A 22,623-nucleotide genomic window follows, 5' to 3' on the forward strand; every position below is an offset into this window, starting at 1 on the left:
TGGCCACCCAGCTCCGGGCATCCCGACAATGCGGAACATCCCTGTCATACGCTATCTTCAACAGACAATTGCGAGCGTAGCGAAGCAATCCAGAGGCCGACGCATCCCTGGATTGCTTCGCTTTGCTCGCAATGACGATCGAATTTGGAACTATGCCCTCGGCCGATCCGTGCCCGCGTCAATAGGTGATCGAATAGCGTGCGCGGATGTGCCGGGGATCTTCCAGTTCGTCGACCAGCGCCTTCGCCAAATCCTCATAGGATATGACGCTGGCCCCGCTCTCGTCGCGCATCAGCTCGTCGCCGCCCAGCCGGTACCGGCCCGTGCGCTCGCCGGGCACGAAGCTGAGCGCGGGCGACAGGAAGGTCCAGTCGACATCGCTTCGGCGCAATGCGTTCAGGAAATCACGGCCCGCCGTCACTTCGACGCGGAAGATCTCTGGGAAGTCGGGCGCGTCGAGCAACTGCAGGCCCGGCGCGACATAAAGGCTGCCCGCCCCGCCCACCACGAGCAGGCGGCGGAGCCCGGCATCGGCCATGGCACCCAGGATCGACGCCGGATCGATCGACCGGAAAGTCGCCGACACGAACAACGCGTCATTACCCCGGATCGCATCGGCCAGCGCCCCGGCATCGGTCGCGTCGGCGATGCGTATCGGCACGCCGACATCGCCGGGGTCGGTGCGCGCGATGCCCGCGACGTCATGGCGTCGTCCGGTCAGTTCGGCGACCAGCCGCCGGCCGACCTTGCCGCTGGCGCCGACCAACGCGACCTTCATGGCCGCGCGCCCGACAGTTTGAAGATGTTGTTGCGCTGGACCGCGGAGGACCCGCCGATGATCGGCATCAGCAGCGCATCGCGCACATAACGCTCGGCGTCGAAATCCTTCACATAACCATAGGCGCCCAGGATCGTCTGGCATTCGAGCGCGACCGTCTTCGACACTTCGGTCGCGAACAGCTTGGCCATCGACGTCTCCGCCGAGCAGGGTCTGCGCTCGTTGGCGAGCCAGGCCGCTTGATAGAGCGTCAGCCGCGCCGCATGGACCTGAGTCTTCATCTCGGCCAGCTTGTGCTGGATCGACTGGAACTCGCCGATCGTCCGGCCGAACTGGCGACGCTCCATCGCATAGGCCCAGGCATCGTCGAGCGCCGCGCGCGCGATACCGATGCCGATCGCCGCGACCTCCAGCTTCTCGACGTCGAGCCCCGGGCCGACAAGCATGCGCCAGCCATTGTTCCAGCCCGCGTCGCCGCCGACCAGATTGTCGATCGGCACTTCGACATCGTCGAACGACACGTCGGTCGTCGCCGCACCTTTCATGCCCATCGACTCGATCTTGGTGATCTCGACGCCTGGCGCGGTCGGCGGCACCAGTACGAAGGAGAGGTTGCGATGCCGCGCATCGGCCGGCCCGGTGCGGACGAGCGTGTAGATATAGTCGGCAATGCCCGCGCCCGAGCAGAAGCGCTTGGCACCGTTGATGCGCAGCACGTCACCATCGCGGTCCGCACGCGTCTTCACGCTGGCCAGGTCCGCACCGGCATCGGGCTCGGTCAGGCCATAGGCGAAGAGCATGTCGCCGGAGACGATCTTGGGCAGAATATCCTGCTTCTGCGCCTCGGTGCCGCATTCTTCGATGTTCATGCCGGCATAGCACGCCGCCATGATATAGGGCACGGAGACCGCCAGGCTGCGCCGCGACAATTCCTCGATGACGATCATCGTCGCCAATATGTCGCGGCCGACACCACCATAGGCTTCGGGAATGGTCAGCCCGAGGACGCCGAGATCGGCGAGCTTGCGGTGCACATCGCGCGGGAAATGATTGCGCGCGTCCCAATCCTTGGCGGCGCTGCGCGGCATCTCCTTCTCGACGAAACGCTCCAGCGTCTCGCGCAGCGAACCGATGATATCGCCCTCGTCGAAATTCACGCCCCGCCTCCGGACCGGCCGAAGACCGGCGAACGCTTCTCCGCAAAGGCGCGCACCGCCTCCTGATGGTCGGGCGTGGCGTTGGACAGCGCTTCATAGGCAAGCGAGGCGTCCATGATCGAGGTCGCCAGATCGCGCAGGCCGATATTCACCGACATCTTGGTCCAACGGATCGCCTTGGTCGCGCCCGCCGCCAGCCGGTCGGCGAATGCATCGACGCGCGCGTCGAGCTCGTCGGCGGGAACGACATAGTTGATCAGGCCCATCTGCGCCGCATGCGCCGCGGTCAGCAGGTCGCCGGTCAGCAGATATTCCTTGGCGCGGGCATAGCCGATCAATTGCGGCCAGATCACCGCGCCGCCATCGCCGGCGACGAAGCCGACGCTGACATGCGGATCGCCGATCTTGGCATGCTCCGCCGCGAAGATGACGTCGCAGAACAGTGCGATCGTCGCACCCAGCCCGGTGGCGTGGCCGTTGAGCTTCGCGATGACCGGCTTTTCGCAATCGATCAGGCCGAACACGATCTGCTTGGCCTCGCGGCCGGTCTGTTCGAAACCGCCCGGCTGATCGATCATGTCCTGCATCCAGCCGATGTCGCCGCCCGACGAGAAAGCGCGGCCGGCACCGGTCAGCACGACGATGTCGCTGTCCGGATCGTTGGAGATGTCGACGAAGACGCGTGCCAGTTCGGTGTGCAGCACCGCATCGACCGCGTTCAGTTTTTCGGGGCGATTGAGCGTGACCTGGAGCACGCGTCCGCGCCGCTCGAAGGTGATCGCCTGATAAGTGTCAAACCATGACATGCTGAGTCTCCGGAATCAGGCGTCGACGCGCGTGTTGGAAAGGACGGTGTCGTTGGCCAGCCCGCGTTCGGCGAGCCAGCTCGAGATGATGTCCACCGCCTGGGTCAGATGCGACTTGCCGTCGGGGCCGGTGAAATAATGATTGGCGTGATCGATCGTGACCTTGCGCTTGTCGGCCGACCCCATCGCGTCGAACATCTTGTCGGTATGTTCGGGGGGGCAGGCATCGTCGGCGCCCGCGGTCATCACCATGCCGGGCACCGTGATGCGCGGCCCGGAATCGACCGAGTCGAACTGCGCATAGTCGTAGCTCCATTGCGACAGCCAGCCGCGCAGCGAGTTGAAGCGGCCGAGCGCCGATGCGCTGTCGTTCACGACGCGCGGGTCGCCGAGATAGGTCCAGTTGGGCTTGCGCTGATTGGGATCGACGGTCGGATCGACCCAGCGGGGATCGGCCATCGTCCGATGGACGACGAAGCAATATTCGTCATGCTCGCCGCCCTTCGCCTTCAGCGAAGCGAGCTTGTCCTTCGCCCATTCGCTGATCCGCCGGTTGCGGTCGATCTGCGCCTGACGATAGGTGGCGAGGAACGTCTCCGAATAAGGCGGCTGCGCCGGATTGGCGGGATCGTAGATGTCGAGCGCAGGATCACGTCGGTCGGGGTCGAGTTCGTCGAGCACCGAGGGATCGATCTGGCCGGTGAGCAATTTGTGCCGGCTGCGATGCGATGCGACCAGCATGATGGCGTCGCCGGCGATCAGCTTCGCGCCGGCGAGCGGTGTCTCCTCGCCCGATGCGCTGAGCTGGATGACGGGCTTTTCCGCTTCGGCCTGGTAACCGGCCATCAGCGAGCCGCCGCCGCTCCAGCCGAGCAGCACGACCTTCTTGTAGCCCAGCCGTTCCTTGGCATCCCTGATGCAGGCGCCAAGGTCGAGGATCACATTCTCCATCTCGAGCGGCGCGTCGCCCGCCGAATAGCGCGACGCGCAGGCGATGATGTGATGGCCGGCGCGTGCGAGCTGCGCGAACACCGGCAGATAGGCGGGCGCACCGATCGGATGCATCACGATCAGCGCGGTATCCGACGGGTTGTCGCCACGCATCTGCTGGGCATGCAGCACCACGGCATCGTCGATCGCGCCATAGACGTCCTTGCGGACGCGATCCTCGCGATGGACGATCAGATAGGGTTTGCGGGCATAACGGACGGGCTCTGCCATCGATCGGATCCTTCTGTTCCTGGCTAAACGCTCTTGCTGCCACCGAACTCGGCACGCAGCGCGGGTTTGGAGATCTTGCCGGTGACGTTGCGCGGAAAGCTCTCGACGACCGCGAGATGTTTGGGATGCTTGTAGCGGGCGAGCCTGCCTTCGCAGGTGGCGCACAGCGATTCGAGCGTCACCACGTGTCCGGCGGTCGCCACCACGACCGCCAGGCCGACTTCGCCCCAGCGATCGTCGGCGACGCCGATCACCGCACATTCGGCGACCGCGGGATTGGTGAGCAGGATATTCTCGACCTCGACCGAGAAGACATTCTCGCCGCCGGACTTGTACATGTCCTTCACCCGGTCGATGACGTAGAAGAAGCCTTCGTCATCCTCCCAGACGACGTCGCCGGTCCGGTGCCAGCCTTCGGGCCGGACGATGCTCGCCTCCGCCCCCAGATAGCCGATCGTCACCCCGGGGCCGCGCACCCAGACTTCGCCCGGTTCGCCGCGCGGCACGTCGTTGCCCGCGTCGTCAACCACGCGCATGTCGATATACATCGACTTCTGCCCGCACGATCCGGCCATGATCTTGTCGAGCCGATCGGGGTTCATCGAGGTGACGGGGCCGGTCTCGGTTCCACCATATTGCGGCACGAAGCGCGCGCCCTTGGGCTGATACGCCGCGCGCAGCCGTTCGGACACACGGCCGCCGCCGCAGATGAACCGGCGGAAGGTCGAGAAGTCGGCGGCCGCGAACGGAACGCTGTCCGCCATCATCTGGTACATGACGGGAGGCAGGCAGAGATGCGTCACCGCATTGGCCGGATCGCCGCAAAAAGCCGCGGTCTCGGCCGCATCGAAACGTTTCGCGACGGTGACCTGCCCGCCGAAATAGAGGATCGGATTGCTCGCGGTGTTGAGCCCGCCGAAATGGAACAGCGGCATGGGCTGGAACAGATGCCCGCCCGGCTCCGCGGTGGCGCAGAACTGCACCTGCTGGAGCGAATGCCACACCATCGCGTCGAGCGTGACGATCGCCGCCTTGGGCGTCCCGGTCGTGCCCGAGGTGTAAAGGATCTGCAGCGGCGCGGCGGGATCGATGTCGCCATTTTCGGGGATTTGCGCATCGGTGCTCAGCAGCGCATCGAAATCCTCGTCCGGACCCCAGTCGAGCACATGCGGGATGCCGACATCCGCCGCCACCGTCCGGGCGAGATCGCCCCACACAGCGTCGGTCAGCATCAGCTTCGGCTGCATCTCGCGGCAGGCACGCCCGAGTTCGAACGCCGTATGGCGGAAATTGAGCGGCACCCAGACCAGCCCGGCGCGCGCGCAGGCGAACTGAAGCTCGAAATGGCGAAGGTCGCCGTCAGAGACGTTGACGATCCGATCACCGCGTTCGAGGCCCAGGCGATGGACCAGCGCATGGGCGATCATGCCGACGCGCGCATCGAGTTCCTTCCAGCTCCGCGTCTCGCCGCTCTCGAAGTTGCGGAGAGCGATCGCATCGGGCTGCGTCCGGGCAAAATTACCGACCCAGTCCGCCGCAGCGTATTTCATCGCAGCCACTCCCACATCCGATTCTGCCGCCTTTTTTGGCGGCCTCCTGAAAACTTGCCTAACACTGCAAGTTTATCTGCGCAATGGATGAGGTGCGGTTCGGGCATGAAGGCCGACGAAAATGATCGCGCCGCCCGGCAAGTGCGGCTAGAAATGCGCGACGATCATAACGAACATTGGGAGACGCCCCGTCCATGGGCCGGCCAAAACAGGCATTGATTTCTCGCCGGAAGACCCTCGAGGTCGCGCTGCGGATCATCGACACGGAGGGGTTGGACGCGCTCAGCATCCGTCGCCTTGGCGATGAACTCAACGTTCGCGGAATCTCGCTCTATCACCATTTCAAGAGCAAGGATCACATCCTGGTCGGCGCGTGCGAACTCGCGCTTGCCGATGTGCGCACGCCCAACACCTCGCATATCGACTGGCATGAATGGCTCGTCCGCAACGCCACCGAATATTACAAGGCACTGCGCGCGCATCCCAATCTGATCCCGATCCTGATGCGTCGCCACCCGCTGCGCATCGGCCTGAGCGAGCATAATGCCACCGCCGGCCTGCTCGCGGTGCAGGGCGTGCCGCCCGGCGCGATCATGGCGTTGCTCGACGGCACCGAATCGCTGGCGCTGGGCTGCGCCGCCTATGAATCGGCGGTCGAGAGCGACAAGGGCGAGGACGATTGGCCCGCCGCCTATCCGTTCCTCTATCATGTCAGCCGCAACCGCGAGATCACGCAGAGCCGGGCGTTCGACGTCATGGTCCGCGCAGTGATCGACTCGCTGATCGCGGAATATGACCGGACGCACGGCACCGATGTGGGTGGCGCACGGGCGGAGGCGGCCGCGCAGGGTTAGGTCAGGACTGCCAGTCGGCTAGAAGCGCGACACCTCTCCTCCCCATCATCGATGGGGAGGGGGACCGCCGGCCAGTGGCCGGTGGTGGAGGGGAAATGCGATGCTGCAATCACGCATAATTTCGAACGGATCGACGGAACAACCTGGAGAAATTCGGATGCGAATGGACGCATCCCATTTCCCCTCCACCACCCCGGCTTCGCCAGGGCGGTCCCCCTCCCCACGCTTCGCGTAGGGAGGAGAGATACTAATCCGTATAACTCCCCCGCTTGCCTTCGATGAAGGCGGTGCGGCCGGCGCTGGCGTCGCCCATGATATTGAGTTCGTAGGTGTAGCTCATCTCGGCGCGGTAATAGGTCATCAGCTCGTGCGCCTTGGTCGTGTTGTTGAGCGAGATCTTCAGCCGGCGCATCGCCTCCGCGCTCTTGCCCGCGATCTTCGCCGCGACCACGCGCCCTTCGGCGGCGACCTCGTCATGGCTCTCAACCAACCGATAGATACTGCCCAAAGCATGGAGTTCCTGCGCGAGCACCGGATCCGCGGTCATCATCGCCGCGCGCACGCGCTTTTCGGGCATCAACTTCAGCGCCTGCACTGCCCCCGCGGTCGCGCCATTATCGATCTCCGCCAGCACGAAACGGGTATCGCGCGACGCGACCAGCACGTCGGCCGAACCGGCGACGAGCACGCCAGCGCCGACGCAATAGGCGTGGACGCAGCACACCACCGGCACCGCGCATTGCAGGACCGCCAGGCTCAGCCGCATCGATCCCGACGACTGGCCGAGGATACCCTCGAAGCCCGGCAACCCCTCCACTTCCTTGACGTCGCCGCCGCCGCAGAAACCGCGTCCGTCCGCACGCAGCAGGACCACCTTCACATCGGCCTCGTCGCGCACCGACTCGATGCGTGCGGCAAGATCGTGGAGCAGGCCGATGCTGAACGCGTTGACCGGCGGCCGGTCGATCACCAGTTCAAGCACGCCGTCGGCATGTCGATGTTCCGTGAACACGGCCTTCTCCCCAAGTGAATTCGTCGCACAATATCTAACGATGTTTTATTTTAAGTCTAGGCCGCAGCCAGGATTCGTCCGGAGGCGGCGATCGCGGGGGGCAGGTTTCGCACGGCGAGATGCCCTTCGCGAATGGCCGTCTGCAGATTCCGCCCGGCCACCACGTCGCCGATGCCGATCGCGGCAATACCGCGTCCGCGCAGTGCCTCGACAAGGTCGGTCTGCCCCGGCCGGATCGGCACCCACACCACCGTATCCGCAGCGACAGTCTCGATCTCGCTGCCGAAATTCGGTGCGATATCGGCCTCCCCCGCACGGGCCGCCATCAGCCTTGTGCCGACACGCAGCGTGAAAGCGCCACGCGCATAAAGCCTTTCGAGTGCCGATTGCGTCCGCAATGCGATGTCGATGCCCGGCGCGAACATCTTGTGCCGCGTGACGAAGGTGACCGCCAGTCCCTGTTCCAGCAGATGCTCGGCACAGGCGATCGCTTCATAATGGCCGGTCTCGTCGACGATCACCGCGCTCCGGCCGCGATCGACGCCTTTCTCCGCAAACAGGTCGATCGAGCTGATCACGCGTGCGCCGCTGTCCTGCACCACCGCATCCACCGGAAACTGCACCTGCAGGCGCGGCGGATCCAGATCGGCGCCGACCGCGAGGATGACGGTATCCGCCTCTTCCGCCGCGATATCGTCGGCGTCCATGTAAGTGGACAGCCGCACTTCGACGCCGAGCCGATAGACTTCCTGTTCCAGCCAGCCGGCGATATCGGCGATCGTACCCATGCGCGGCGCCGATCGATAGAGGTTGGTCAGGCCGCCCAAGGCCGGCATCGCTTCGGCCAGGACGACGTGATGGCCGGCGGTCGCGGCGATGCGTGCCGCCTCCATGCCCGCGGGGCCACCGCCGACGATCAGCACGCGGCGCGGCATCGGCACCGGCGCGATCAGCTTTTCGGCCAACGCGATCTCGTCGCCTGCCGCGGTGTTCACGACGCAGCCCAGCCGGCCAAAGGTCGCGACGCGGCCGATACAGCCCTGGTTGCAGGCGATGCAGGGGCGCACCCGCTCGGGATGGCCGGCCGCCGATTTCACGACGATATCGGGATCCGCGATATGCGCGCGCACCATCGAGACCAGATCGGCCTCGCCCGCGCGCAGCACCTGTTCGACCTCTTCGAGCGTGCGGAACCGGCCGTTGAGCAGGCGTGGCAGCCTTATGTCCGCAACCGGCGGCGCGGTGTGCGGGATCTGGAATCCGCTCGGCATGTCCATGCCCGCGACTTGGAGGTGCGAGGCATAATAATCGCCATAGGACATGTTGACGTAGTCGATCAGCTCATCGCGCTCGAGCCGCGCCGCGATCTGACCGACCTCTCCCATCGACAGGATGCGCGGATCGGCGCTGTCGCTCAGCCGGACGCCGATAGCGAAACCCGGCGACACCGCGTCGCGCACCGCGGAAAGGACGCGCAGCAACAGGCGCATCCGGTTCTCGAGGGGGCCGCCATAATCGTCGTCGCGCCGGTTGAGCACGGGTGACAGGAATTGCGCGAGCAGATAGCCATGGCCGGCATGAACCTCGACCCCGTCCAGCCCGCCCTGCTCGCAGCGCCGGGCCGCGGCCGCATAGGCGCCGACCAGTTCGTCGATCTGGCGCCGCGTCATCGGTTGCGGCGCGATTCCGGCGATCGGGCTGGGCACGGTCGACGGCGCCAACGGCGGCGATCCGTCGGGCTGCATATAGATATGGCCGCCATGCCAGAGCTGCTGGAAGACGCGCATGCCCGTCGGCGCGATCGCGCGCGACAAGGCGCGATAACCGTCGATGATAGTGTCGTCGAGATTGGCGAGCGACAGCAGCGACGTCGGATGGACGCCCGCCGCCTCCAGGATGGACAGTCCGACGCCGCCCTGCGCGCGCGCCAGATGATAGGCGATCAGCGCCTCGGTGATCTTGCCGTCGCGCGACATCATCGTCGCATGCGCGGTTCGCGCAATGCGGTTCTTCACGTCGACGCCGCCCATGGCGATCGGGCTCAATGCGCGCTCGTACATGCTCTCTCTCCTGGCGTCGACTTGTATATCTAACATTGTTTGCTATTCAATATCACATCAGCGGAGCGAGAGGATTTCATGGCCAAGGATGACGCACGGCAGGTGCTCAGCGGATTGCGCGTGCTCGAGATCGGGCATTTCGTGGCGGCACCGTTCGCGACCCGGATCCTCGCCGACCTGGGCGCCGACGTGATCAAGGTGGAACCGCTGACGGGCGATCCGGCACGGCAATGGGGTGAGCAGGTCGACGGCAATTCGCTGTGGTGGTCCGCCCATGCCCGCAACAAGCGCAGCGTGACCGTCAACCTGAAACATCCCCGTGCCCGCGATCTGGTGCTCGACCTGATCGAGCAATGCGATGCGGTGATCGAGAATTTCCGTCCCGGCCAGATCGACAAGCTCGGCCTGAGCCCCGCCGTGATGCGTGCCCGGCGCCCCGACCTGATCATCGCCCATATCTCGGGCTATGGGCAGACCGGCCCCTATCGCGACCGCGCCGCGTTCGGCGTGATCGGCGAAGCCATAGGCGGTCTGCGCCACCTGACCGATCATGCCCCGGGCACCAGCGACCTGCCCCCCGTCCGGGTCGGCGTCAGCGTCGGCGATTCGCTGTCCGGCCTCTATGCGGCGTTGGGCGTGCTCGCAGCGCTGTGGCAGCGCGATCGCGGCGCAGGCGACGGCAAGGGCCGCACGGTCGACGTCGCGCTGACCGAAAGCATCTTGAGCCTGATGGAGGGGATGCTTCCCGAATATGGCGCGCTCGGCAAGGTGAAGCAGCCCGCGGGCGGCGGCATCGCGACCGCCGCGCCGACCAATGCCTATCCCACCGCCGATGGCGCATGGATGCTGATCGCCGCGAATTCCGAACCGCTGTTCGCGCGGCTGATGACGCTGATCGGCCGCCCAGAGCTGATCGGCACGCCCGACTATTCGGGCAATCAGGCGCGCGTCGCCAATGTCGCTGCGCTCGATGCGTTGATCGGCGAATGGTCGCGCGGATTCCCCGCGGATTTGCTGGAGAACATGCTGAAGCAGGCCGATATCCCGAGCTCGAAGGTCTATACCGCCGCGGACATCGCCAGCGATCCGCAATATCTGGAACGCGGCATGGTCCGCACCGTCGAGGACGCCAATTTCGCGCAGCCCGTGCTCCATGCCGGCGTCGTCCCGCACATGGTCGAGGCGCCGGGCGAGATACGCTGGGCCGGCCCCGCGATCGGCGCGCATAATGACGAGATCCTCGGCGGACTGCTCGGCATGGACGCGGCAGCGATCACGGAGCTGCGCAACGACGGCGTGATCTGAGATGACCGACGGGCCGCCGCGGACGCTCTACCGCAAGATCTGGGACGCACACGCCGTCGCGCGCCTCGATGGCGACGAATGGCTGCTCTATATCGATCGCCACCTGCTCTACGAAGTGACGAGCCCGCAGGCGTTCGACGGATTGCGCGCGGCCGGACGGACGGTGCGGCGGCCCGACCTGACCTTCGCGGTCGCCGACCATAATGTACCCACGGAGAACCGCGCGGGCGGGCTCGACGCGATCCGCGATCCCGACAGCCGGCTGCAGGTCGCGACGCTGGAGCGCAATGCGCGCGAGTTCGGGCTCGATTATGCCGCGCTCACCGGGCCGCGCCATGGCATCGTCCATGTCACCGGCCCCGAACTGGGCCTGACCCTGCCCGGCGCGACGATCGTGTGCGGCGACAGCCACACATCGACCCATGGCGCATTCGGCGCACTCGCCTTCGGCATCGGTACATCGGAGGCCGAGCATGTGCTGGCGACGCAGACTTTGGTGCAGACGCCGTCGCGCACGATGCTGGTGCGGATCGACGGCGAATTGGGCGCCGGCATCACCGCCAAGGACGTCGTCCTCGCCGTCATCGGCCGGATCGGCACCGCCGGCGCGACAGGGCATGTGATCGAATATGCCGGCGAAGCGATCGCGGCGATGGACATGGCCGGCCGCATGACGATCTGCAACATGTCGATCGAGGCCGGTGCACGCGCGGGCATGATCGCTCCCGACGAGACATGCTTCGCCTGGCTGGAAGGGCGTCCGGGTGTACCCAAGGGCGCGGAATTCGCGCGCGCCTGTGCACAATGGCATGCGCTGGCATCCGATCCCGGCGCGACCTACGACGTGGAGATCGCGATCGACGCCGCGGCGATCGCGCCGATGGTCACCTGGGGCACCAGCCCGGAGGCCGTCACCACGATCGCGGGCGCCACGCCCGATCCAGCGACCGAGCCCGATCCGGCGCGGCGCGCGCAGATCGGGCGGATGCTCGACTATATGGGGCTCGGCGCCGGGCAGAAGCTTGCCGGCCTGCCGATCGACGTCGCTTTCATCGGCAGCTGCACCAACAGCCGTATCGAGGATCTGCGCGCCGCGGCGGCGATCGCCAATGGCCGCCGCGTGGCATCGCATGTCCGTGCGCTTGTCGTGCCCGGATCGGCTGCGGTGAAGAAGCAGGCGGAGGCCGAGGGGCTGGATCGGATCTTCCGCGAGGCCGGCTTCGAGTGGCGCGACGCCGGCTGCTCGATGTGCCTGGGGCTCAATCCCGACAGGCTGGCGTCCGGCGAGCGCTGCGCCTCCACATCGAACCGCAATTTCGAGGGGCGCCAGGGCCCGGGCGGGCGCACGCATCTCCTTTCCCCCGCCATGGCTGCGGCCGCCGCGGTGACCGGCCGTCTCGTCGACGTGCGGGAACTCGCCTGATGGAACCGTTCCGCCGCCTGACCGGCATCGCCGCGCCGCTGCCGATCGCCAATGTCGACACCGACATGATCCTGTCCGCCGCCTTCATGAAGACCGTGTCGCGCACCGGGCTCGGCGCCGGCCTGTTCCACGCGTTGCGACGCGATGCGGAGGGTCGCGAACGTCCGGACTTCGTGCTCAATCGCGATCCGTGGTGCAATGCGCGGATCATCGTGGCGCTCGACAATTTCGGCTGCGGATCGAGCCGCGAGCATGCACCCTGGGCGCTGCTCGACTTCGGCATAGGCTGCATCGTCGCGCCGAGCTTCGCCGATATCTTCTACGGCAATTGCTTCAAGAACGGCATCCTGCCGATCCGCCTGCCCCGTGCGACGATCGACATGCTGATGGCGGAGACCGGCGATCCGGCCACCGCGACCTTCACGGTCGATCTTGAAATGCTGACCATCGAATGGGCAAGCGGCACCATCGCCTTCGAGCTGGAGGCCCAGCGTCGCGAACGGCTGCTGCAAGGCGTCGACGACATCGCTGCCGCCCTTCGCTTCGAACCCGACATCGCCGCGCACGAGTCCCGGACGCGCGACAAGGCGCCCTGGCTCGCCGAGATGCGATCGGCATGACCGGCCGGGCGGCGCTCGCGCTGTTTGCGGTGCCTGGTCCGGATGCGACGGTGGCGGATGTCGTCGCCGAGCTTCGGAGGCTGTCGCCTGAAGGCTGGATCGGGGAGCGGATCGGTGGGGATCTGCCGAAACGCGATCCGGATACGGGGAGGTCGTTGCCGCTTCTGCCTTTCCCGTTTGGAGCGGTGCTTCTGGCCTATGCCGAGCCCACCCCCCACACCGTTTGTCCCGAGCGAAGTCGAGGGACGTTGGACGCGGCACAGCGTGTCTCGACTTCGCTCGACACGAACGGGTTTGGGGTCGTGTTTCCACTTCATTCGCACGGGTTTGAGATCTCGGCTCTACTCGACACGAACGTGCTTGATCCCGCCGCCTCAATCCTCATGCCCGGCACCGAACACATCATACAGCCCGGTCAGGGCTCCATCCTCGTCACCATGCTCACCCGCCGCCGCCCCGAACTCGACCGCGCCGCCTATTTCGCCCGGTGGCGCAACGAGCATGCCCCATTCGGCCTGCGCATCGGCGCCGCCGGCTATCGCCAGCTACACGCCCAAAACGACACCGGGCCTTTCGACGGCGCCGGCATGGTGTTCTTCGACGATTTCGACCATGCCCGGCGCGTGCGTGCGGCGCCCGAAGTCGCCGAAGACGCCACGCGCGACGAGATGCGTTTCATCGATCATTCGGCGTCGATGCTCGCGATGTTCCGGCGGGTCTGAGGCGCGGCGCGGTCAGTACCGGCCAGGCGCCGATCGCGTCGCTGCTCGGCTGCCCTGGCGTGAAGCGCATCGGCATAAGGGCATGGCCATTGACCAGCGGGATCGAGTCATAGGGCTCGGTCCGCGCCAGATCGACTTCGAAATCGGGCATGCGTTCGAGCAGTTCACCCAGGAAGATGCGCAGGTCGGCACGCGCCAGATTCTGCCCCAGACAGGCATGGATGCCCCAGCCAAAGGCGAGGTGCGGTCGCTTGGGGCGATCGAGGTCGAAACGTTCAGCATCGGCGAACACGCTCTCGTCGCGATTGGCCGAATTGAGCGCGCACATCACGCGGTCGCCCGGCTCGAACGTGGTGCCAGCAATCTCGATCGGCGCGGCCACGGTGCGCCCGACCCCAGTGCTCGGCGAATAGAGGCGCAGCCATTCCTCGACCGCGGCGGCCATGCGGCCGGGGTCATCGATCAGCTTGCGCCGATCCCCTGGATGCTCGGTCAGATGGCGCATCGCATGGCCGATCGCCGCGATCGTCGTATCGGTGCCGCCGAACAGCAGCATCATCGCCAGTTCGCACACCAGATCGGTGCCGAGCGGCGCATCGCGGATCTCCGCCGCGACGAATGCGGCGATCAGGCCGTCGGGATCATAGTCGCGTTGTTCGACGCTGCGGCGCAGATCGTCGGCCAGCCAGCGCAACCCATCGATCGAGCCCGAGGATTTGGCGACGGCCTCGTGCAGGACGCGGCCATAATCGCGCCAGCGATCGAGCGGCAAGCCCAATATGTCGAGGATCAGCAGCGAGGGCATCGGCCGGGCGAGATCGTCGACGACGTCGCAGGCCCCGCTTTCGATCAGCGTGTCGATCAGCCAGCGCGAGATCTGAGCGATCCGGTCGTTCGCGGCCTCGACCGCGGCGAGAGTGAACCAGGGCTGGAGCAGCGCGCGCAGTGCGGTCGCTTCGGGCGCGTCCATCTCGATCATGCCGATACGCATGCCGTTGGGCGGGATCGCGACACCGCCGCCCAGCCGCTTGCCATCCAACGGAAACCGCGCCGAGGACAGCCGGTCCGCGTCGCGCAGGGCGATGCGGATATCGGCATAGCGGGTGAGGATGGCGAAGCCGCCATAAGCGTCGGACCGGAGCACCGGGCATTCGGCGCGTGCGTCGCGATAGAGCGCGAGATGATCGCGCGCAAATTCGGCGCTGTGATGATCGATCGTTTGAGGACGAGCAGCTTTGGTCATGAAATGGCCATTGACGAGCAAGGGGTGGACGCCACCGGCGCCCACCCCAACTCCCCCAGATTAGAAGCGATACCCGACCCGGACACCGTAGAGCGCCGGCTCGTCCGCTGCGCGGCGATCCGCCTGGCCGGACGCCGAGACGTTGCGGAAGCGCAGTTCGTCGGTGATGTTGCGCCCCCAGATCGCGACCGAGAAGCGATCGCCGGGCAGGTTCCACGTGATCGTCGCATTCGCCACGATATGCGACGGCTCGACGATGCGGTTGTCAACCGTCCAGAAGAATTTGGACGAGTGATAGATGTTGAACGACGGCACGATCGAGCCGCCATTGCCCAGTTCAAAGCGATAATCGGCAGCGAAATTGACGGTCCAGTCGGGCGAACGGACATTGCGCTTGCCGGTGACGTTGACGATCGCCGACGCATTGCGCCCGTCACCGCCCGGCACCGGCAGGAACACCTGTGCATTGGGGAAATCGGTGAACTTGGCGTTGAGATAGGAGACGCCGAGCTTCAGGTTCAGATTCTGGACCGGCGAATAGGCAATGTCGAGATCGGCGCCCTTCGAGGTCACTTCGGCCGCGTTGCGCAGTTCGATCAGATTGGTGTTGGGATTGAGCGCCTGGACCTGCAGATCCTTGGTCTTGTAATAGAATGCCGCGCCATTGAGGGTCAGGCCCGGCGCCGGAGACAATTTGAAGCCGCCCTCGAACGCATCCACCGTTTCGGGATCGATCGGGATCGGCGACAATGCGTTGGCGTTGAACGCACCCGTCTTGAAGCCCTGCGAGAAGCTTGCGTAGAGCATCAGCTCGCGGCTGGGGTGGTAAGCGAGCACGACGCGCGGCGTCACCGAATTCCAGCTCTTCTTCGCATCGGTGACGATCGCCGTACCGTTGCGCTGACCGCTGAAATCCTTCTTCTCGTTGCTGTAGCGCAGGCCGCCGGTGATCTCGAAATCGCCCAGCTTCAGCGTGCCGTCGGCGAAGACCGCGAGCGCCTCGGTAATCTGCTGGCCTTCGATGATCGTGGTCACCGCACCGGACTGGATGCGAAGCGGATCGAGTTTTCCGTCCTGGCGCAGATAGAAGCCACCGATGGTCCAGGTGAACTTGCCCGAGCCGGTCGAGCTCAACAGCAGTTCCTGGGTGAAATTGTCGCCAATATCGCGGTTGTTGATCGAGGAAATACGCGCGGGTGTCGTATCCGAATCATAATCGATCGAGCGCGAGAGATAATGACGGAATGCAGTGGTCGAGGTCAAAGCGACCGAGCCGAGATCCCAGTTGATCCGGCCCGACACACCCCATTGGCCGGTGCGGTAGTTGAGCTTCTCGTTGCCGATATAGTCATAGGGGCCCTGCGGCAGCAGCGCGCCCGGCAGATAGCCCTGATAGCCGTTGATCGGCTGGAGGATGATCGGGCTGGCATCGAGGCCGTGCATCTTGTCGGCGCTCAGCGTGATCTTCAGATCGTCGGTGGGCTGGATCAGCACGGTGCCGCGGATGGTGTAGCGTTCGGAATCGCCGAGATGCTTGCCAAAGCCGTTGGCGGGATTGCGATTGACGAACCAGCCGTCATGGCTGTCGTAATTGCCCGCGATCGAGACCGCGACCTTGTCGCTGAGACCGCCGGTCAGGAAACCGTTGAGCTTGATCGCGTTGAAATTGCCATAGCTCGCGCTGAAGCTGCCCGAGGGCTCGAACTGGGGCTGGCGCGTGGTGATGATGATCGCGCCGGTATTGGCGTTACGGCCGAACAAAGTGCCCTGCGGCCCTTTCAGCACCTGGATCGATTCGAGATTGGCGAGTTCGTAGAGCTGGCCGTTGACCGTCGGCATATAGACGCCGTCGATATAGGTGGCGGCCGAGCCGGGCTCGCCGAGATTGGTGACCGTCGAGCCGACGCCGCGGATGAAGGGCTGAACGTAGCCACCGCTTTCGGTGATGGTCATGCCCGTCACCGACTGCGCGATATCGTGGGTCGACGTGATTCCCTGCTTGCCCAGCTCGTTCGCGGTCAGCGCGGTGATCGAGATCGGCACGTCCTGCAGCCGCTGCTCGCGCCGCTGCGCGGTCACGATGATGTCCTCACCGGCAGCGGCCTGCGCGTCGTCGGCGGCCGCCTGCGGCGTCGCGCCGGCATCCTGCGCGGCGGCGGGAGACGCGATCATCGTCGCGGCGAGAATCGCCAGCGGCGCAACGGACATGGAAAATCTGGATCTGGCGCGCATTCAAGCCCTCCCTACCTATGTTTGGTCCGGCTTTTCCCGCATTGGAGGCCGCAACCTGACGACGCCTCGACCGGGCATCTGCATTTAAATCTAATGATGATCTGTTTTATGTCAATCTAGTTCGCAGTGATTCGCACAATTCCACTGCAAAGTGTCAATTAACAGCGTTTGGCTACGTATCAGATGGCCCGGCCGTCAGCCGGCGACCGCCAGCATCCGCGCATGATAGCTGCGCCGCGCCAGCAGCGCCGTGGGCAGGATAACGAGGACCATCGCGATCTCGACGATCACCACGGCATGGGCGAGGCCGAGCTCGCCATCGAGGCGATCGCTGATCAGGCCCACTGCGGTCGGCCCCAGGCCGAGCCCGGCCAGCGTGTAGACCATCATGTTGAAGGATGCGGCAACGCCGCGGAACCGGTCGGGCGTCAGCAGCTGGACGCCGACATAGAGCGACGGCAGCGTGAAGGTCGATTCGAAGATGAACAGGCAGAAGAAGGCGCCGGCGACCGTCAGGCTGGACGCATAGCCGACCATCGCCGCGGTGATCAGCGCGAAGATGCATCCACAGCCCATGATGACGAGCGGCGCGCCGACCACACCGCGTGCGCGCAGCCGATCGAGCACATAGCCGCCGCTCACCGTGCCGATCGGCCCGGCGATCAGCCCGATCAGGCCGATGAGCTTGCCCGCATCGGCCGCCTCCATGCCGTGAACACGCACGAACAGGCTGGAGGACCAGCTGGTGACGGCATAGCCGGTCACCGCGGTCAGCGCCCCGACCAGCAGAAAGGGAGCATAGCTCCTCAGATTGCCGACCAGATAGGACAGGCCTTCGCGCATCGCCGCGAACTGCGCCGACGCGCTGAGGCCGGCATCGTGCGGACGCGGCGGCTCGCGCACCCAGACCAGCATCACCAGCACCGGGATCGCCGTCACCCCGGCGATCAGGAAGATACCCTGCCAGGGCTGGAGCTGCCCCATGCCGGGCAGCGACAGCCCCCCGCTGAACTGGAGCGCGGCAAGCAGCGCACCGCCGCCCAGAAAGGCGAATCCATAGCCAAAATTCGCGCCGAGCCCGAAGATCGACGTGCCGCGCGCAAGGTTCGCGGGCGCGAAATAGGATGCGAGCAGCGACATGCCGGCGGGGATCAGGCACGCCTCCCCCATGCCGACCAGCACACGCGTCGCAAACAATGTCTCGAACGATGTGGTGAAGGCGGCCGCCGCCGTCGCGAGACTCCAGAGCGCGAGGCCGAGCATGATCAGGTTGCGCCGGTTGGTCGCATCCGCGACGCAGCCGAGTGGGATGGCGAAGCCGCAATAGAGGATGGCGAAGCCGGTGCCCTGGAGCAGGCCGAGTTGCGTGTCCGACAGATGCATGGTGGCCCGCAGCGGCTCGGTGATCAGCACCATGACGAACCGGTCCATGACCGCGATCGTGTGCGCGATGCCGAGCACGGCGGCGACGTACCATTTGTAGCGGCCGGTCTCGTAATCGGCGACGGTGCGCAGAGCGCGGGCCGGCGCTTCGCTGATGGCATTCATGTCAGCGCCGCTCCGGCTTCAGGGCGCCCATGTCGAAATAGTCGCGCCAGTGCGTGATCTTTCCGTCGGCCACCTCGAATGCGCCCATCACCGGGATGGTGATGCGGTCCTCGCCGCGCACGAACCGGTCGATACGCTCGGTCAGCACGACATTGCCGCGCGTCGCGATATTGGTGACGATCCATTCGCATGAATCGACGGGCCAGCCCGCCATGTGCACCCGCACCGCCTCGCGCCCCTGGACCGGCTTCATAGGCATATTGTGGTAGAAGATGTCCTCGGACATCAGCGGATAGATGCGCGCATCGTCGAGCGCGTTCCACGCATCGACAAATGCCAGCACGGTCGCCTCGGGATCCATCTCGCTCTCCTCCACCGCGCTGACGCGCTTGTTTTCCTAACAGTGATTGGTAGAGTTGAAGACGATCGCGCCCGCAGGGTCAAGCGCGAAAGGATGGAAGGGAAAGCGAAATGGACCAGCCGAGCGCGGAGGCCATTCAGGCACTGATCGACAAACAGGCCGTCACAGAAGTGCTGCTGCGCTATTGCCGCGCGATCGACCGGCGCGACGCCGATCTGATGCGGCGTACCTATTGGCCCGACGCGATCGATGATCATGCGGTGTTCACCGGCAATGTCGAGGAATTCATCGCCTACAGCTTCCCCTTTATGGAAGGCGTCGTCTCCCAGCACCAGATCACCAATATCTGGGTCGAGCTGACTGGGGACGGCAGCGCCTTTTCCGAATGCTATTTCCAGGGCTTCCACGATTTCCCGGCCGAAGGCGGCGGGCGGCTGGAGCGCGTCGTCGGCGGCCGTTATCTCGACCGGCACGAGCGCCGCGACGGCGAATGGCGCATCCTGTCGCGCACGCTGGCGATCGACTGGTATAACGAGCGGCCGGGCAATTCGGTGTGGGACAGCGGGCGTTATGCCGGCCTGAAGAATCGCGGCGGGCCAAAGCCGCATGATCCGCTGTATCGCCTGCATCCCCTGGGGCTCGAGGCTTAGGGTGATGGAATAGCCAACCCGTCCACGTCACCCCAGCGAAGGCTGGGGTCTGCCAACCAGATCGCGCCATATCCTGTGGGAGACCCCAGCCTACGCTGGGGTGACGTGTGGGGTTTGGGCTTCAAGTTTCAAATCCCCCCTGTCGCTCCAGCGAAAGCTGGAGCCCATGCGATACGTCCAATTCCTCTACAGCCCGAGGATCGTATAGGCTCCAGCTTTCGCTGGAGCGACAGGGGGACGGGTTCGTGCCTCAACCAGCCCCCGCATGCAGATGTGTCCGGCTGGGTGACACCATGCGCTCGGGGCTGTTGATCGGGCATTCGCGCGTCACCAGGTCATAGGCGAAGATCAGCTTGGTCCAGCCGCTGAGAATCGCGGCAACGAAGCCCAGTTCGAGGATCTCCGCATCGCAGAAGAATTCGGCCAGCCGGGCATGGAGTTCGGGCGTGAGCGATCCGCTGCTATTCTCGATCGCGAAGACCTCGCCCAGCGCCAGTATCGCCTGTTCCTGCGGCGTGAAGAGAGCGCTCGCCGAATCGCCCATCGCGTCGATCTGCGCCTGACTGTATCCTGCCGCCAGCGCCGCCGGCACATTGTGCGCGTTGCAGACGAAGCAGCCATTGGTCAGCGACAGCTTCAGCCGCAGCAATAACTTCCACTTCACGTCGACGACCATGTCGCCGCCCGCATTGTTGAACACCGATCCGTAGAAGTTCGACTGATACCAGCGATAGAGCGTCGGATGATTGCCGAACACTTCCAACCGGTCGGCATCGCCCGCCACCGCGAGGCTCGATTCGTGCAGCCGCCGCAGATCCTCCGGCAACTGATCGGCCGGCACGCGGCTCAATAACGGGTTGGGCATCGATCCTCTCCCTTCATGTCCAGCCCAGCCTAGAAGCGGCGCCAGACACATTCAAGCGACGTTTGTTTTAAGTCTTTGCAAAGGAGATCACGACGCATTCTGGGGCACGGTTCGAAAGGCGTTGCCAATCGCACAGTGAGAGGTTTATCTATCGTTGTAAGACTGACGGCTTCCACGCCGTTCGCAAATGGAGAGAGCGATGAGCGGGCAGAGCGCAACCATTTCCCCGACGGACGAGATCGAGGACGTCAGCTTCGCCGATCCCGCCTTCCTGGCCGATCCCTGGACGCCGATGATCCGGCTTCAGGATGAAGCGCCGATCTTCTACAGCAAGAATCAGGGCGGCTGGATCATCTCGCGCCACGACGACGTCCAGGCGGCGTTCGCCGACCGTCGCCTGTCGGCGGCGCGCGTCGACCAGCTGTTCCGCGGCATGCCGCCCGAACTGCAGAAGCAGCTCGAGGCCGTCCGCCTCTATACCGGACTGATCGTCAATCGGCTCGACGGGCGCGACCATACCCGCATCCGCGTGCTGATGATCAAGGCGTTCGATCGCGGCGCGATCCGCAAGGTGGAAAGCTTCATCGGCGAAGTGGTCGAGGAGATACTCGACGAATGCGAACGGCTGGGCGAGTTCGACTTCGCCGAGATCGTCGGTGCCGTCCTGCCCACGCGGGTGATGCAGCGGCTGTTCGACCTGCCCGACGAATATCAGCCTTTGCTGTTCAAGCTGGCTTCGGATTTCACCGCCGCGAGTTCGGCCGCCACGGTGACGCCCGAATTGCTGCTGCAGCTCGATCGTTCGATCCGCACGATGAACGACGTGTTCAACACCTTCATCCCGGAGCGCGAAAAGAATCCCGGCGACGACCTGATCTCGATGATGGTCAATGCGCGCGACGGTCTCAACAAGCTCAACAATGACGAGATGCTCGCCCAGCTGCACGGCATGGTGGTGGCGGGTGCGGAAACCACCGCCCACACTTTGGGCACGCAGTTGGTGCAGATCGTCCGCAATCCCGAACTGCTGCAGCGGCTGCGCGACGATCCGTCCTGCGCGTTCAACCTGACCACCGAGCTGCTGCGCTATCCCGGCACCGTCAAATGCATGACGCGTTTCGCGGGCGAGGATATCGAGATGCGCGGGCAGAAGATCGCGAAGGGCGACCTGCTGTGGATCATGCATGCCGGCGCCAACATCGACGCGCGCGTGTTCGACGATCCGTTCGAGACCAATATCGAACGGGCCAACACGCGCGATTTCATGTCGTTCGGCCCCGGCCTGCATTTCTGCGTCGGCCATATGCTGGCGCGCACCGAGCTCACCGAATTCTTCACCCGCGCCGTCAAGCGCTTCGACATCGAGATCCTGCAGGACGCGTTCGAGATGGTGCCGAGCTATATCTTCTACGGCTATCGCCAGCTCCGCGTCCGCTTCACGCCGCGCTGATCCGATGGGACGGCTGGAGGGACGGATCGCGCTCGTCACGGGCGGCGCGCGCGGCATCGGCCGCGCGATCGTCGATCGCTTCGTCGAGGAGGGCGCCCGCGTCCTTGTCGCCGATCTCGATGCGGACGGCGGCACGCTCGACACGGATCATGACGGCAAGGCGATCTACCATCGGCTCGACGTGACGTCCGACGCCGACTGGCAGGCCGCGATCGCCACGCTTCAGGACCGGTTCGGGCCGCCCGACATCGTCGTCAACAATGCCGGGATCAGCTGCACCGGATCGATCGCCACCCAGACCGACGAGGACTGGCACCGGGTGATGACGATCAACGCGTTCGGGACATTCCTGGGCTGCCGCCACGCGGTGCGCGCGATGAGCGAGCGCGGCGGCGCGATCGTCAACGTCTCCTCGACGCGCGGCCAGCGGCCGGGATCGACACAATGCGCCTATTCGGCGTCGAAGGCCGCGATCCTCAACCTGACTGAAAGCGTCGCACTCCATTGCGGCGAGACCGGGCTGCCGATCCGCTGCAACGCGATCTGCCCCGGGGTGGTGGAAACGCCATTAATGCGGAGCCACATCGCCGGACTCGACGATCCGGAGGCGATCAAGCGGATGACCGCGATGCAGATCGTCGGCCGGCTGGGCGAACCGCGCGAGATCGGCGACGCGGCGGTGTTCCTGGCATCGGACGAGGCGAGTTTCGTGACGGGCACGATCCTCAATGTGGATGGCGGGTTCCGGATTCGGGATCGGTAGGGG

The 22,623-nt window shown here is 65.1% G+C and carries 20 protein-coding genes; 8 read left to right on the forward strand and 12 right to left on the reverse strand.

Going from position 1 to position 22,623, the window contains the following annotated elements:
• Positions 1-178: 178 nt before the first annotated feature.
• The 5 genes from AC3WN8_RS27590 to AC3WN8_RS27610 are packed head-to-tail and all read right to left on the reverse strand — an operon-like array spanning position 179 to position 5,512.
• Positions 179-778, reverse strand: coding sequence for an NAD(P)-dependent oxidoreductase (locus AC3WN8_RS27590; RefSeq protein ID WP_492672726.1), 600 nt, complete (start codon positions 776-778; stop codon positions 179-181).
• A complete protein-coding gene (locus AC3WN8_RS27595) occupies positions 775-1,935 on the reverse strand; it encodes an acyl-CoA dehydrogenase family protein (protein WP_492672727.1) in 1,161 nt (386 codons plus the stop codon). Before AC3WN8_RS27595 ends, AC3WN8_RS27590 begins: the two co-directional genes overlap by 4 nt.
• Entirely contained in the window at positions 1,932-2,741 is an 810-nt protein-coding gene (locus AC3WN8_RS27600) for an enoyl-CoA hydratase/isomerase family protein (protein ID WP_492672728.1), read from the reverse strand. Before AC3WN8_RS27600 ends, AC3WN8_RS27595 begins: the two co-directional genes overlap by 4 nt.
• Positions 2,742-2,756: 15 nt before the next feature.
• Positions 2,757-3,962: an alpha/beta hydrolase gene (locus tag AC3WN8_RS27605; RefSeq protein ID WP_492672729.1), complete on the reverse strand. Its 1,206-nt coding sequence runs from the start codon at positions 3,960-3,962 to the stop codon at positions 2,757-2,759.
• A gap of 23 nt (positions 3,963-3,985) precedes the next feature.
• A complete protein-coding gene (locus tag AC3WN8_RS27610) occupies positions 3,986-5,512 on the reverse strand; it encodes an AMP-binding protein (protein ID WP_492672730.1) in 1,527 nt (508 codons plus the stop codon).
• A 194-nt stretch (positions 5,513-5,706) separates the two neighbouring features.
• Between AC3WN8_RS27610 and AC3WN8_RS27615 the strand changes: the two genes are divergently transcribed.
• On the forward strand, positions 5,707-6,366 hold the full coding sequence (locus AC3WN8_RS27615; RefSeq protein WP_492672731.1) for a TetR/AcrR family transcriptional regulator: 660 nt from the start codon (positions 5,707-5,709) through the stop codon (positions 6,364-6,366).
• Positions 6,367-6,613: 247 nt separating this feature from the next.
• Here the strand turns inward: AC3WN8_RS27615 and AC3WN8_RS27620 are convergent, their stop codons facing one another.
• Together AC3WN8_RS27620 and AC3WN8_RS27625 are read right to left on the reverse strand one after the other, a co-directional pair.
• Positions 6,614-7,378 carry an enoyl-CoA hydratase-related protein gene (locus AC3WN8_RS27620; RefSeq protein WP_492672732.1) on the reverse strand — a complete coding sequence of 255 codons (765 nt, stop codon included), beginning with the start codon at positions 7,376-7,378 and terminating at the stop codon, positions 6,614-6,616.
• A 56-nt stretch (positions 7,379-7,434) separates the two neighbouring features.
• The gene (locus AC3WN8_RS27625) at positions 7,435-9,438 is read right to left on the reverse strand and encodes an oxidoreductase (protein WP_492672733.1); all 2,004 of its coding nucleotides are present in this window, start codon (positions 9,436-9,438) and stop codon (positions 7,435-7,437) included.
• 78 nt (positions 9,439-9,516) lie between these two features.
• Here AC3WN8_RS27625 and AC3WN8_RS27630 point away from each other — a divergent pair, with 78 nt between their 5' ends.
• From AC3WN8_RS27630 to AC3WN8_RS27645, 4 genes are read left to right on the forward strand one after another with little or no spacing between them, the layout of a single operon-like run.
• Positions 9,517-10,743: a CaiB/BaiF CoA transferase family protein gene (locus AC3WN8_RS27630; RefSeq protein WP_492672734.1), complete on the forward strand. Its 1,227-nt coding sequence runs from the start codon at positions 9,517-9,519 to the stop codon at positions 10,741-10,743.
• A 1-nt stretch (position 10,744) separates the two neighbouring features.
• Positions 10,745-12,166 (forward strand): 3-isopropylmalate dehydratase large subunit, encoded by a 1,422-nt coding sequence (gene leuC, locus AC3WN8_RS27635; RefSeq protein ID WP_492672735.1) that lies wholly within the window; start codon positions 10,745-10,747, stop codon positions 12,164-12,166.
• Positions 12,166-12,786, forward strand: a complete 621-nt coding sequence (leuD, locus tag AC3WN8_RS27640; protein ID WP_492672736.1) for a 3-isopropylmalate dehydratase small subunit — start codon at positions 12,166-12,168, stop codon at positions 12,784-12,786. The genes leuC and leuD overlap by 1 nt, the downstream gene beginning before the upstream one ends.
• Positions 12,783-13,508 (forward strand): EthD domain-containing protein, encoded by a 726-nt coding sequence (locus AC3WN8_RS27645; RefSeq protein ID WP_492672737.1) that lies wholly within the window; start codon positions 12,783-12,785, stop codon positions 13,506-13,508. The genes leuD and AC3WN8_RS27645 overlap by 4 nt, the downstream gene beginning before the upstream one ends.
• On the opposite strand, the gene AC3WN8_RS27650 is transcribed toward AC3WN8_RS27645, so the two are convergent.
• The 4 genes from AC3WN8_RS27650 to AC3WN8_RS27665 form a co-directional block, all read right to left on the reverse strand.
• On the reverse strand, positions 13,462-14,796 hold the full coding sequence (locus AC3WN8_RS27650; protein ID WP_492672738.1) for a cytochrome P450: 1,335 nt from the start codon (positions 14,794-14,796) through the stop codon (positions 13,462-13,464). The genes AC3WN8_RS27645 and AC3WN8_RS27650 overlap by 47 nt on opposite strands.
• Positions 14,797-14,811: 15 nt before the next feature.
• The gene (locus tag AC3WN8_RS27655) at positions 14,812-16,983 is read right to left on the reverse strand and encodes a TonB-dependent receptor (RefSeq protein ID WP_492672739.1); all 2,172 of its coding nucleotides are present in this window, start codon (positions 16,981-16,983) and stop codon (positions 14,812-14,814) included.
• Positions 16,984-17,178: 195 nt separating this feature from the next.
• Positions 17,179-18,531: an MFS transporter gene (locus AC3WN8_RS27660; protein ID WP_492672740.1), complete on the reverse strand. Its 1,353-nt coding sequence runs from the start codon at positions 18,529-18,531 to the stop codon at positions 17,179-17,181.
• A 1-nt stretch (position 18,532) separates the two neighbouring features.
• Complete coding sequence (locus tag AC3WN8_RS27665) at positions 18,533-18,892, reverse strand: limonene-1,2-epoxide hydrolase family protein (protein WP_492672741.1); 360 nt, start codon at positions 18,890-18,892, stop codon at positions 18,533-18,535.
• 110 nt (positions 18,893-19,002) lie between these two features.
• Here AC3WN8_RS27665 and AC3WN8_RS27670 point away from each other — a divergent pair, with 110 nt between their 5' ends.
• Complete coding sequence (locus AC3WN8_RS27670) at positions 19,003-19,542, forward strand: nuclear transport factor 2 family protein (protein WP_492672742.1); 540 nt, start codon at positions 19,003-19,005, stop codon at positions 19,540-19,542.
• Between the two features lie 250 nt (positions 19,543-19,792).
• On the opposite strand, the gene AC3WN8_RS27675 is transcribed toward AC3WN8_RS27670, so the two are convergent.
• Positions 19,793-20,407: a carboxymuconolactone decarboxylase family protein gene (locus AC3WN8_RS27675; protein WP_492672743.1), complete on the reverse strand. Its 615-nt coding sequence runs from the start codon at positions 20,405-20,407 to the stop codon at positions 19,793-19,795.
• A 199-nt stretch (positions 20,408-20,606) separates the two neighbouring features.
• Here AC3WN8_RS27675 and AC3WN8_RS27680 point away from each other — a divergent pair, with 199 nt between their 5' ends.
• Positions 20,607-21,857, forward strand: a complete 1,251-nt coding sequence (locus tag AC3WN8_RS27680) for a cytochrome P450 (RefSeq protein WP_492672744.1) — start codon at positions 20,607-20,609, stop codon at positions 21,855-21,857.
• 4 nt (positions 21,858-21,861) lie between these two features.
• Entirely contained in the window at positions 21,862-22,620 is a 759-nt protein-coding gene (locus AC3WN8_RS27685) for an SDR family NAD(P)-dependent oxidoreductase (RefSeq protein WP_492672745.1), read from the forward strand.
• Positions 22,621-22,623: the final 3 nt, after the last annotated feature.

The sequence above is a fragment of the Sphingobium sp. FW305-3-2-15-F-TSA7 genome (assembly GCF_058787155.1).

Bases quoted from the DNA above. Each gene is read 5' to 3' on its own strand.
- AC3WN8_RS27590 (WP_492672726.1), bottom strand. From the start codon at position 778: ATGAAGGTCGCGTTGGTCGGCGCCAGCGGCAAGGTCGGCCGGCGGCTG.
- AC3WN8_RS27600 (WP_492672728.1), bottom strand. From the start codon at position 2,741: ATGTCATGGTTTGACACTTATCAGGCGATCACCTTCGAGCGGCGCGGA.
- AC3WN8_RS27605 (WP_492672729.1), bottom strand. From the start codon at position 3,962: ATGGCAGAGCCCGTCCGTTATGCCCGCAAACCCTATCTGATCGTCCAT.
- AC3WN8_RS27610 (WP_492672730.1), bottom strand. From the start codon at position 5,512: ATGAAATACGCTGCGGCGGACTGGGTCGGTAATTTTGCCCGGACGCAG.
- AC3WN8_RS27615 (WP_492672731.1), top strand. From the start codon at position 5,707: ATGGGCCGGCCAAAACAGGCATTGATTTCTCGCCGGAAGACCCTCGAG.
- AC3WN8_RS27625 (WP_492672733.1), bottom strand. From the start codon at position 9,438: ATGTACGAGCGCGCATTGAGCCCGATCGCCATGGGCGGCGTCGACGTG.
- AC3WN8_RS27630 (WP_492672734.1), top strand. From the start codon at position 9,517: ATGGCCAAGGATGACGCACGGCAGGTGCTCAGCGGATTGCGCGTGCTC.
- leuC (WP_492672735.1), top strand. From the start codon at position 10,745: ATGACCGACGGGCCGCCGCGGACGCTCTACCGCAAGATCTGGGACGCA.
- leuD (WP_492672736.1), top strand. From the start codon at position 12,166: ATGGAACCGTTCCGCCGCCTGACCGGCATCGCCGCGCCGCTGCCGATC.
- AC3WN8_RS27645 (WP_492672737.1), top strand. From the start codon at position 12,783: ATGACCGGCCGGGCGGCGCTCGCGCTGTTTGCGGTGCCTGGTCCGGAT.
- AC3WN8_RS27655 (WP_492672739.1), bottom strand. From the start codon at position 16,983: ATGCGCGCCAGATCCAGATTTTCCATGTCCGTTGCGCCGCTGGCGATT.
- AC3WN8_RS27660 (WP_492672740.1), bottom strand. From the start codon at position 18,531: ATGAATGCCATCAGCGAAGCGCCGGCCCGCGCTCTGCGCACCGTCGCC.
- AC3WN8_RS27665 (WP_492672741.1), bottom strand. From the start codon at position 18,892: ATGGATCCCGAGGCGACCGTGCTGGCATTTGTCGATGCGTGGAACGCG.
- AC3WN8_RS27670 (WP_492672742.1), top strand. From the start codon at position 19,003: ATGGACCAGCCGAGCGCGGAGGCCATTCAGGCACTGATCGACAAACAG.
- AC3WN8_RS27675 (WP_492672743.1), bottom strand. From the start codon at position 20,407: ATGCCCAACCCGTTATTGAGCCGCGTGCCGGCCGATCAGTTGCCGGAG.
- AC3WN8_RS27680 (WP_492672744.1), top strand. From the start codon at position 20,607: ATGAGCGGGCAGAGCGCAACCATTTCCCCGACGGACGAGATCGAGGAC.
- AC3WN8_RS27685 (WP_492672745.1), top strand. From the start codon at position 21,862: ATGGGACGGCTGGAGGGACGGATCGCGCTCGTCACGGGCGGCGCGCGC.